The sequence below is a fragment of the Lysinibacillus composti genome (assembly GCF_016908465.1).
Taxonomy (GTDB): Bacteria; Bacillota; Bacilli; order Bacillales_A; family Planococcaceae; genus Ureibacillus; species Ureibacillus composti_A.
Genome location: NZ_JAFBDY010000049.1, coordinates 1 through 1,717 on the forward strand (window position 1 = coordinate 1; position 1,717 = coordinate 1,717).

A 1,717-nucleotide genomic window follows, 5' to 3' on the forward strand; every position below is an offset into this window, starting at 1 on the left:
GAAGTCACTGAAAAACGATTACATTAAATGGAAATAGGTGAAAATAAATAAAAAAATACCTCTATTGTTTGTTAAAATGGAATTGACTAGAAACCATAACCAAACAAGGAGGTATTTTTATGCTTAAAGACAAAGATATGCAATTAAGCATTTACTCAGTATTATACAATAGAATTCCAGAAAATCATATATTTAGAGTGCTTCGTGATGAAATTGACTTTAGTTTTATAAATAAAGAACTAGAAAATACTTATAGTAAGTATTATGGTAGACCAGCCAAAGAACCAGAATTAATGGTAAAACTTTTAGTTTTACAAAGACTCTACGATTTATCGGATGAAAGAGTGATAGAAGAAGCTTCTTTAAACCTTGCCCACATGTATTTTTTAGGTATTAATCCAGAGGATGAACTACCACATCCAAGTCTTTTGGCAAAATTCCGTAAAAATAAATTAGAAGATACATTAACTATTGATGAAATCATTGTATGTATTGTAAACCAATGTGTAGAAAAAGGGATTCTAAAAGGAACTGGAATTAGTATTGATACGACTCATACTGAAGCAAATACATTTAAATGTACTTCAGAAAGAGTGATGAAACGACTAGCTAAGAAAATATTTAGAACCATGGAAAAAGAAGAGATTGAAGTCCCTGAGGGACTTCACCAAGATATTCCTAATTATAAAAGTATTGAGGATCCAAAAGAGGCTAAAGAAACTATGAAAAGTTTCCTTGAGGAAACTATCAAAACAGTAGAGGAAAACATAGATTTAGGAAACTGCCCTAAAACAAAAGAGATTATAGCTAATGCAAAAGAAATATTAGAAGATCCTAAATTTTTAGTTCAAAAAGGTGTTCGTTCTCTTGTAGATCAAGACGCAAGAGTTGGTCATAAGAGTAAAACCTCTCACTTCTTCGGATACAAAACAGAGTTTATGATGACAACAGAGGATCGTATTATTACTGCCGTGCATGTTGGCTCTGGTGCTTATGTCGATGGAACAAAGTTCGAAGAGTTATTGTATTTAACCCAAAAAAGTGGCGTTACAATTGAAGAGGTCTATGGTGATAAAGCATATTTTAGAAAACCAATACTTGATAATATACGTGAAGTGGACGCTAAAGCATACATACCAGTAAGTGAAATGGCCTATAGGATTGATGAAGATTTATATAGCTATAATAAAGACTCGGATGAATGGTTCTGTATCCAAGGGAATCAAACCGTAAAAAAAGTATTCAAAACCCGTAAAAATGGAAGACAAACGTATCGCTATTATTTTGAGAAAGAGAAATGTAGAACTTGCCCGCTAAGGGCGGAATGTATTAAAGATTCTACAGTAGGAAGAATACTGGAAGTTGGAATAAATACTCCAGAATTCTATGGATATAGCCAGGACCAAAAAACAGACGAGTTCAAAGAGAAATATAAAAATAGAGCTTGTCATGAATGGAAAAATGGGGAAATGAAGAATTTCCACGGATTAGATCGTGCCAAAGGGTACGGTCTAAAAAGCATGGCCTTACAAGCTAAATTAACTGCCTTAGCAGTAAATTTAAAGAGGATAGCAGCAATACTATCCTCTAAAAAAGCTTCTAAAGTCGACTTCTCAATCACTTTTTCGAGATTCATCGACGAAATTGATAATTTACGTAAAATATGTGCTTGAATCAAAAAAACTCTTTCAAAAAAAGGCACTTTTTCAGTGACTTC

1 protein-coding gene is annotated in these 1,717 nt (G+C 32.8%); it reads left to right on the plus strand.

Annotated features, from left to right (window positions below; all coding sequences use genetic code 11):
- The first annotated feature begins 119 nt into the window (after window positions 1-119).
- Complete coding sequence (locus JOD29_RS20185; RefSeq protein ID WP_124767065.1) at window positions 120-1,673, plus strand: IS1182 family transposase; 1,554 nt, start codon at window positions 120-122, stop codon at window positions 1,671-1,673.
- The last annotated feature ends 44 nt before the right edge of the window (window positions 1,674-1,717 follow it).

Bases quoted from the DNA above. Each gene is read 5' to 3' on its own strand.
- JOD29_RS20185 (WP_124767065.1), top strand. From the start codon at position 120: ATGCTTAAAGACAAAGATATGCAATTAAGCATTTACTCAGTATTATAC.